This is a genomic window from uncultured Desulfosarcina sp., assembly GCF_963664155.2.
Taxonomy (GTDB): domain Bacteria; phylum Desulfobacterota; class Desulfobacteria; order Desulfobacterales; family Desulfosarcinaceae; genus Desulfosarcina.
In genome coordinates, this window is record NZ_CAXXXH010000002.1 from 543,092 (window position 1) to 552,223 (window position 9,132).

The following is a 9,132-nucleotide window of genomic DNA, read 5'->3' on the forward strand; positions in this document are numbered from 1 at the left end:
CCGACAAAATCAATCTCGGAATATGAAAATTGTCCGTTCATTCCAATATCACAGTCGCGGCCTCAGGCACAAACGTCTATCTTGAGTATTAAGATCCATTATGGGTCAACCTTCTGCGTGGCTGCCTCCCTCCTCTCGACTCGTTCAAATATAAGTCCGGCCTATTTCAACGTCAGCTGGGCCAAAGTTCCATCTCCATTACGGTGATCGATACTGTTACTGGTTTTCAGGCCAAGGGCGGGGGGAGTTGGAAGGGGCGTGACAGGGGAGGGGACGAAAATCAAACGGAAAATAACAAATGACAAAAAGAAAGGGCTGAAACAATCTAAGATTACGACCCTATATTTGTTGTTGATGCCGAGGGCGGGAATAGCCTGATGGTGAAAGATTTCAGTAAGTTACTGATTTTAATGTTAGTTTATGCGAGTTTAAACGAGTTTTGGAACGGTTCCGGCTGCACAATCGCATATTTATCGCATGTTTTTGGTCAAAATCTAACTTCCACAAGAAGCGGGATCTAATGGAGCGGAAGGTCATTCGGCTATTGGCTTGCGGGGTAATTTAGCGGTAAAATTTGGATTAAAAAATGTAATGATATCTACAAAAAAAGGCGGAAGTACATGGGAATCGAACCCTGTGCGAAATCCGTAACCAATTGAATAATAAGCAAAATTAACTAGAGATTTCAGTTTCGGGGTAATCTTGGGGTAATGCCCGCCTTATCCCGGACTCGCCAGCGCTTCAAACTACATTATTTTTGACAGTATTAAGAGGCTCAATTTTGGGGCCCTTTTGTTTTTGGGACATTCTCCCTCAGTCAGCAAAAGTCTCGGTATCTGATTCAAAGGGTTGGAAAGCCACTGGCCTGAGAGTGGGTGATCCCTGTGATCTCCTTCACACCTTGCCACTGTTATGCTGATGTTCCCATAAAAGACCCTATCATTATCATTTAATCTCCGTCACCGTAACTGAGGTTCTGAGTCTGAAAAAGACAGGGAATACATCAAATGTAATCGCCATCATTTATTCTTCGTTAATTCATAAAATCGTCAGGAACATATACCTGAAATCCATGTGTCCTTTTGTCATCAAAAACCGCAAGGATTGTCTTAGGCAAAATGGATAATAATTTTTAAACTAAAGGAAAAAACAGTTCAACTAATTGAAAAATAAAATAAAAAACTTGTGAAACGTTAAATTATTTATCTATCCTTCTTGGTGGTTGGAGCAAGGTCCGAATTTTTCTTGACCCGGGAGAATTGATCTGATTATAAATGTAAGCGTCATCATTTTAATGGATAATACGCGTATGGGCCAAATAACCATTGAAGAAGTGGCTAAACTAGCGGGTGTTTCTCCAGCCACCGTCTCCAGAGCGATTCGTTCACCTGAAATGGTGCGAGATTCAACACGCAAGCGTGTGTTGAAGATCATCAAAGAAAAAAAGTACGTCTATCACGCCTTAGCCGCCGATCTTTCCCGACAGCGTTCGGCAAACATCGGATTGATCATCCCCTCTACGATAGGCTCTATCTTCGTAAGAACAGTGTTTGCCATTCTGGAGAAAGCCCAGGAGCATGGTTACACAGTCACCATTGGCAATTCGAAGTACAATCCCGAAATCGAAATGTCAGTGTTGCGAACCCTAAATGAACGCCATCCGGCTGGTCTATTGCTCACCGGTTACTGCGTTCGTAAAGAGGAACTACTTGAAGAGATTAATCGGAGCGGAATCCCAACGGTGATCATGTGGGAAAAACCTGACGACCCGCAGCTCAGTTACGTCGGCATTGATAATTATAGTGCGGCTTATACGATGACTGAGTATCTGATTGGCCTCAAACATCAACGTATCGGTCTTATTCTTGGCCCCTATTCCAAAGTGGATCGGGTTCATAAGCGATTTGAGGGTTATCGGGATTGCCTATCCGACCATGGGCTGCCTTGGGACGATTTGCTGGTGGTGGAAAAGGAACCAACCTTGGCCGATGGGATGGAAGCCATGAATCGTCTTATGTCTTTGGCAAATCGGCCGACTGCCGTTTTTGCCGCTAGCGACGTTATGGCATTCGGTGCCATGGCGGCAGCTAAGGAAAAGGGATTGAAAGTGCCGGCCGACGTTTCCATTGCCGGCTTTGACGATATTGATTTTTCAGCCTACGCCGACCCTCCATTGACGACCATCAGGGTCAACGGTATCGAAATCGGCGAAATGGCGCTCAGCTGCCTCCTGGATATGATTGAAAATCCCTCCCCGCAGCCTCGACAGATTTGTCTCAAGACTGATTTGGTAGTCAGGAACTCATGCCGTGCATTAGAACAGGGAATGGCGCCTCAGGCGAGGTTTTCGAAAGGACCTGGAACTGAGGGAAACATTAATCGTTTGACGGTTAAAAAAGGAGACGAGAAATGAAAGTTGCCAAGTTAGTTGTATTAGTAATGGTTTTGGCGATGGTCCTGGGCTTATCAGGCCCGGCAGCAGCAGAAAAAGTCAAAGTGGGCTACCTGCACACCTTAGCTGTGGATGGTCAATTCTGGATTGCCATGGAAAAGGGATATTTCAAAGACCAGGGACTTGAAATGGAACCCATTAAATTTACCTCCGGCATCCCGCTAATGCAGGCCTTAAGCGGCGGCAGTGTGGACGTGGCCATCATGGGGGCGGTGATTTCCAATTTTCCCGCCCAGGGTGTGGGTAAAGTTTTTCTGGTAAATAACATTGAATACGATACAGCGATGCTTTTCGCACGGCCTGAAACTGGTGCAAAAACGATTCAAGATGTTAAAGGCAAAAAAATTGCCACGGTAAAAGGTACAACTGCACATGTCTTTCTGCACACCGCTTTGAAAAACAACGGGATCGACTCAAGCAAGGATGTTGAGATCGTCAGCATGGACATGGCTGGTGCGGTCTCGGCCTTTATCACCGGTGCGGTTCCTTTTGTAGCCACTTGGTCTCCGTTCCATGTCCTAATTCGGGACAAGGTTCCAGGTGCTATCCTGCTCAGTTCTGCTTCAGACTTCTATCCGGATTCGGCTATCATGGGTGGATGGGTTGCCACCAACAAGAACTATGACACCAACAAGGATATGCTCAAGAAGATTATTAAGGCTTGGATTCCGGCCAATGATTACTTGATCAACCATTCGGACGAGGCTCTCAAACTCATCCACACAAAGGCCTACTCGGAAATTCCCTTCGCAGATATTCAAGCCGGTTGGGAGGCAGAAAAAGTTTTCACCTCAAAAGAGTGGGTCAAACTTTACAAGGACGGTTCCGTGGCCAAATGGATCGGGCAGGTTCAGAAAGTATTTGTTGAAATAGGATCGATCCCGAAGGTAGTGCCGCCTGAAAACTTTTTTGATCCAAACTTATACTTGTCAGTTGCTAAATAATAGTTCCGGAACGGGGGAGGTGAGGGCTTCACCTCCCTCGCAGATTCAGAAGGGAGCCCTAAATGAAATCGCAGAAAGAGGGCGGTCTCATGACGGACCATTCGAGTCGGGATGCCGTCATCCAAACATTCAAGGCTGTTAAAAAACGGCAGCAAATAGAAAAAGTAGGTTATTTTATTGCTTCGTTCGTCCTGGTGCTTGTGGTTTGGGAAGTGGGGCGTGCGACTCACTTGGTCAATCCCAAGCTATTTCCCTCTTTTGCCGCCGTGTGTAAGGCCTTTGTCCAGTTCCTGAAGGACGGAACGTTGCTGGGCCATATGTACGCTAGCTTTGTGAGGGTTCTTATCGGTTTTTCGCTGGGAATCGTCGGCGCTGTCATCCTCGGGTTTTTGATCGGATGGTTTAGGGTTGTTCGGTTGATCGTCGATCCTCTGGTGAGTTTCTTTCGCGCATTGCCGCCTATTGCTCTTATTCCTTTAATGATCATTTTTTTTGGCATCGGCGAAACGTCAAAAATAATTGTCCTGACATATGCTTCATTTTTTCCAGCCCTGGTGGTCATCTATCAGGCTTTGATCGGCATAGAGCCTATTTACGGCAGGGCCGCTCAAACGCTTGGGGCCAACAACTGGGAGATGTTCCGCAAGATCATACTCCCCCAACTCTACCCCCATATCATCACCGCCTGCCGGGTTTCATTGGGCGTCTGCTGGGCTACGCTGGTCGCAGCTGAACTGATTGCCGCCCAGAAAGGCATAGGTGCAATGATGGTGGAGGCACAAAATTTTTTCCAGATGGCGCCACTGGTCCTCGGTGTGCTGCTCATAGGCGTAATTTCGCTGGTGATGGACAGCATCGTCCGAGCTATCGAACGGCGAGCCACGGCGTGGCAGGAGAAGCGCACATAAAGCCGGTCGGGTAGGGGGCCTCGAGAGGTCTAAGGTGGCATGGGTAACACAACCGAATAATAATTGAACGGAAAAGAGAACGTATCGGGTTGAGACAATCATGGAACAAGGGATAAAAATAGAGGGGGTAGGCGTCACCTACCAATCGGCCTCAGGGACGTTTGAAGCCTTGAAGGACGTGAACCTTAAGATAGAACCTGGAGAATTTATCTCCATCGTCGGTCCATCAGGATGCGGTAAAACCACTTTGCTCAACGTTCTGGCCGGATTCCTCAAATCAAATACGGGACAGGCCTGCCTGGATGGCAAACCTATCAATGGCCCTGGGCCGGAACGTGGTGTTGTTTTTCAGCAGTACGCCATTTTCCCTTGGTTAACTGTGGTAGAAAATGTCGCGTTTGGGTTGAAGCTGTCTGCCAACAAGACAGCGCATGATCGAATTGGTGAAATCGTAGATCATTTTATAGAGTTGGTAGGGCTTCAAGATTTCAAAAAATCTTACCCCAAGGAACTATCCGGAGGTATGAAGCAACGTGTGGCCATCGCCAGGGCTTATGCGGTCAATCCGCAGGTTTTGCTCATGGACGAACCCTTTGGGGCGTTAGATGCCCAGACACGACAGTTCATGCAGGAATCATTACTGGATATTCTTGAAGAAGAAAAGAAGACTGTTGTCTTTATCACTCACGGTGTCGAAGAAGCCACTTTCTTATCCACTCGCGTGGTGGTTATGGCATCCAAGCCGGGACGCATACGCGAAGTCATCCCAATAAATATTCCCTATCCTCGCAAGGCATCGGTCAAAACAGCTCCGGAATTTATTAAGATTCGAGCCGAAATTGATAAGGTAGTACGGGAGGAATTTCTAAAACAGCGGCAATAACCAATCTTTCAGGCTAATTTTGTGTTTGTTGATGATGAGAGTAGTTTGTTTATTGAATGCAAGAGGGATTTTTTGGAGGTGAGTCGTGAGAGCATTAGTGACCGGTGGTGCAGGATTTATAGGGTCATACTTAATTCCTGAGTTGCTGCGCAGAGGATTTGAAGTAACAGCATTCGATCTATCCAGGGACCCGTTATCTTTGGCCCCGATTCTTGACAAAATTACTTATATTCAAGGGGATCTGAGTTCAGGACCGGATTTGTACCGTGTTATGGCGACCGAGAAAATTACGGACGTGTTTCACCTTGGATCGATTCTGGCTGGACCGTGCGAAGAAAATCCGCGTCTGGGTTTTCAGGTCAATATGGAATCAACACTCCACTTGCTTGATGCTTCCGTGGCCATGAAGGTGAATCGGTTCATCATGCTCAGTTCCATTTCGGTTTTCGGGCGCGATGTAAGCGAACCGGTAGGCGATGATGCGGTCAAGAATCCGGAAACGATTTACGGTCAAACCAAACTGGCCTCAGAGCATCTTCTGAAATGGTTTTATCGCAAGCATGGACTCGATGCTCGAGCGTTGAGATTCACTTGGGTTTTCGGACCGGGGCGGACCAGAGGCATTACGGCCCTGTGGTCGTCGGCTATTTTAGATGCCGTTGCCCGTGGCGAGTCCCTGGTTGTTTCCAACCCCGATGAGACCGGGGACTGGTTGTACGTTAAAGACGCAGTTAAAGCGATTATGACGCTATATGATGCCAAAACCCCCACACAACGAATATACAATGTTGCCGGCGGTGCTTATTCGATACGGGATGTCGTAAAGGTTGCTAAGACATTTAAGCCCGATGCGAAAATTACATTGGTCGAAGACGGAGGCCGGCAGTCTCCATATCCAGCGGCGTATGACGACAGTGTCGCGCGTCGGGAAATTGGTTGGCATCCCTCATACAGCATCGAAGACGCTGTCAAGGAACATATTGAAATAGTATCGAAAAAGTAATCAATCCGGCGCTTGACCAAAATTTGGATATGGTAGCCCATGTATGACATTGAAAGGATAAATGAGTTATGAGAGAAGTCCAGTTAGATTATGGTGACGGCAAAATGGGTATTGAACTGCCCGATTCGGCAACTGTTTTCAACCTCGGTCGTTTGGATAACGATCCGCCTGAAGTCGATCCGACCGAAGCCGTCCGTCAAGCGCTGAAGAAACCACTCGGATTTCCACCGCTTAAAGAATTGAGTGGACCGGACAAAAAAATCGTGATCGGTTTTCCGGACCGGGTCAAAGGTGGCGCCCACGCCAAAGCGCATCGCCGCATCGCTATTCCCATCATCGTGGAAGAGTTGCTGAAAGGTGGTGCCAAGATAGAAAATATTACCCTGCTCTGCGCTATGGGACTCCATCGTCAGAATACCTTGGAGGAATGGTATTGGTATCTTGGTAAGGAAATCGTCGATCTTTTTTATCCCGGCCGAATCGTTAATCATGACGCTGAAGATCCAGGCCTGCGTAACTATGGTGTGGATGAGATGGGCAATGTTATCCAGTGCAACCAGCTTCTGGCCGACGCCGATCTTCCAATTGTTATCGGTCATTGCGCCGGCAATCCCTATGGCGGGTATAGTGGTGGCTATAAGATGCTGGTCACGGGCCATTCCGGTTGGCGTTCAATCGCGTCCCATCACTGTCCCGAAACCATGCACCGCCGGGACTGGCTCGGCGCTTCGACGAAGTCCCATATGCGCCGTCAGTTCCATTCAATTGGGCTGGCAATGGAAGAAGGCATTGGAAAAAAAGTGTTTGGCGTGGACGCTGTTCTCGGACGAAAGGCCCAGGTTTTGGATGTCAAGGCCGGACGTCTCGGATTGATTGAAGAAGCCACCTGGCCCTTGGCCGATCAACGGACCAATGTCTCCGTTGATATGGCTGAACCGGCGGATGTCCTCATCATCGGTGTACCTAGAAATTTTCATTATGGTCCGGGAATGGGAACTAATCCTTGTCTGATGAGCCTGGCAATTGGAGGACAACTGTCACGTTGCTGGAACGCCTTTCGCGAAGGTGGGGTGGTCATTGCCGCAAGCATTTGCGACGGTTGGTTTAATGACAACTGGTTCCCGTCTTACAAAGAAACCTATGAATCGCTTCAGAAATACTGCAGTATTCCGGAGTTCCTGGCTTCAGACGATATGATTCGTATCGCCGAAGATACAGAATATTGCTTCAAATACTCCAACTTCAACACGTATCATCCATTTCATGCGATGTCCATGATCAGCGGTGGCGGCGTATTGGCGCCCTATACCAGCGCCGTATTTATAGCCGGAGCCAAGGCACCTGCCTATGCTCGTGGTATGGGTTTTATTCCAACATCAACCTTCAAGGACGCTATGGAAAAAGCAAAAAGGTACGTGGGTGCCAATCCCAGAATCCTTTGTACGCCCGACTGCTTTACCGGTGGTGTTGGTGTTAATATTAATCTCAAAAAGAATTAGAGTTTCGGATAGAGAGAACCATTTATTCTCGAAACGAGACTCTCTTTTCCATCCAATTTGATAGGGATTAAAAGTAAGACAGAGACAGTCGCTCTGATCGGAGGTAACTATGGAACCGGTTGGGTTAATTGGATTTGGGGTGATGGGAAGCGAGGCAGGTAGCAAAATCCTCGAAGCTGGGTACCCCTTGTATGTATATGATATTACGAAATCGACAATTGACAAAGCGGTAACAATGGGCGCGTCTCCCATGTCGAGTCCGGCCGATCTGGCAAGAACGTGCTCTATCATCCTGATGTTTTTACCCGGTCCAATACAGGTAATTGATTGCGTAAGCGGAGAGGAAGGCCTGTTACAGTTTGCATCTCCAGGTGCAGTCATTGTCGATCACAGTACAATTGACCCTGGAACTACAGTAGCGATGGCAGCTCTGGCCGCGAAAAGGAAGATAGGCTATCTGGATGCACCGGTATTGGGCCGTCCGTCCGCAGTTGGTCACTGGGCTCTGCCGACCGGAGGCGAACAGGAAACCCTGGAACGCTGCCGCCCGGTTCTTGAGACCTTTTCAGGTAGGATTATTCCCGTGGGCGAATCAGGAATGGGAAACAAAATCAAACTTCTCAACCAACTTATGTTTTCAGCTATCAATGCCATGACAGCGGAAATGATGGCTATCGCAAGCCACGTTGGGATTTCGCCCAATTTGCTCTACGAAACCATTATTGATAGCAGGGCGGGGACTGTGAGCAATCTATTCATAGAATTGGGTCGGAATATAGTTAACGAAAATCATCATCGTCCAACTTTTTCAATTGACCTGCTCTGCAAAGACGTTGGTCTTGCTGTACGCATGGCCAGTGAAAACGGCGCTCCTGCCATCTTGGGACAATTAATTCAGACGATCAACGAAATGGCCCGGGCCCAAGGATTCGGCTCTAAAGATACCTCTGCCATGTGGCAGGTCTACAAACCCTTCTGGGACAAAAACCCTAAATCATCCTAAAATTTTCGATCCGCATCATTTCCTATTAATCGCATTTCGAAAGGAAAAGATCCTTAAGGGTTAGGGGCCTAATACCCACAATATAATCAGTAGCGGCGCGGTTGCCCGTTTGCCACGAACTTTTCATAGATCCGCTTAAACAAAGCCTCCAGAACCATAAAGTCTTCCAAGGCATCGTGGGCCTTGGCATCGACATCCAGCCCCAAGTAATAGTGAAGATCCTGAAAGTTGTTTTTTGAGATAGCACCGGGACTGTCGAGATATCGAGCCAGTTTGAGTGTGCAGATCACTTTTTGTGGATGGATGCCCTCCATGGAGTGCGATCCCGGGCTTGGCCGCGAAGGCGACAAAATTTGTCGAATACAAGGGTTCGTCCACGCGAATCGGGTTTGGATGCGCCGCCTGATATTCAAAGACTAAGCTTATCTCTCCGTCAATCA

At 47.8% G+C, this 9,132-nt stretch carries 8 protein-coding genes; 7 read left to right on the forward strand and 1 reads right to left on the reverse strand.

From position 1 onward, the window contains the following. Positions 1-1,309: 1,309 nt before the first annotated feature. The 7 genes from ACHZBS_RS26665 (at position 1,310) to ACHZBS_RS26695 (ending at position 8,692) form a co-directional block, all read left to right on the forward strand. A complete protein-coding gene (locus ACHZBS_RS26665; RefSeq protein ID WP_319409567.1) occupies positions 1,310-2,413 on the forward strand; it encodes a LacI family DNA-binding transcriptional regulator in 1,104 nt (367 codons plus the stop codon). Continuing rightward, on the forward strand, positions 2,410-3,396 hold the full coding sequence (locus tag ACHZBS_RS26670; RefSeq protein WP_319409568.1) for an ABC transporter substrate-binding protein: 987 nt from the start codon (positions 2,410-2,412) through the stop codon (positions 3,394-3,396). Before ACHZBS_RS26665 ends, ACHZBS_RS26670 begins: the two co-directional genes overlap by 4 nt. 62 nt (positions 3,397-3,458) lie before the next feature. Further along, positions 3,459-4,304, forward strand: coding sequence for an ABC transporter permease (locus tag ACHZBS_RS26675; RefSeq protein ID WP_319409570.1), 846 nt, complete (start codon positions 3,459-3,461; stop codon positions 4,302-4,304). 100 nt (positions 4,305-4,404) lie between these two features. After that, positions 4,405-5,187, forward strand: a complete 783-nt coding sequence (locus tag ACHZBS_RS26680) for an ABC transporter ATP-binding protein (protein WP_319409571.1) — start codon at positions 4,405-4,407, stop codon at positions 5,185-5,187. An 85-nt stretch (positions 5,188-5,272) separates the two neighbouring features. Continuing rightward, positions 5,273-6,190, forward strand: coding sequence for an NAD(P)-dependent oxidoreductase (locus ACHZBS_RS26685; protein WP_319409572.1), 918 nt, complete (start codon positions 5,273-5,275; stop codon positions 6,188-6,190). 68 nt (positions 6,191-6,258) lie between these two features. Next, on the forward strand, positions 6,259-7,689 hold the full coding sequence (locus ACHZBS_RS26690) for a lactate racemase domain-containing protein (RefSeq protein ID WP_319409573.1): 1,431 nt from the start codon (positions 6,259-6,261) through the stop codon (positions 7,687-7,689). A gap of 109 nt (positions 7,690-7,798) precedes the next feature. Further along, positions 7,799-8,692: an NAD(P)-dependent oxidoreductase gene (locus ACHZBS_RS26695; RefSeq protein WP_319409574.1), complete on the forward strand. Its 894-nt coding sequence runs from the start codon at positions 7,799-7,801 to the stop codon at positions 8,690-8,692. 86 nt (positions 8,693-8,778) lie between these two features. Here ACHZBS_RS26695 and ACHZBS_RS26700 read toward each other — a convergent pair whose 3' ends face one another. Next, positions 8,779-9,006, reverse strand: coding sequence for a hypothetical protein (locus ACHZBS_RS26700; RefSeq protein ID WP_319409575.1), 228 nt, complete (start codon positions 9,004-9,006; stop codon positions 8,779-8,781). Between the last annotated feature and the right edge of the window lie 126 nt (positions 9,007-9,132).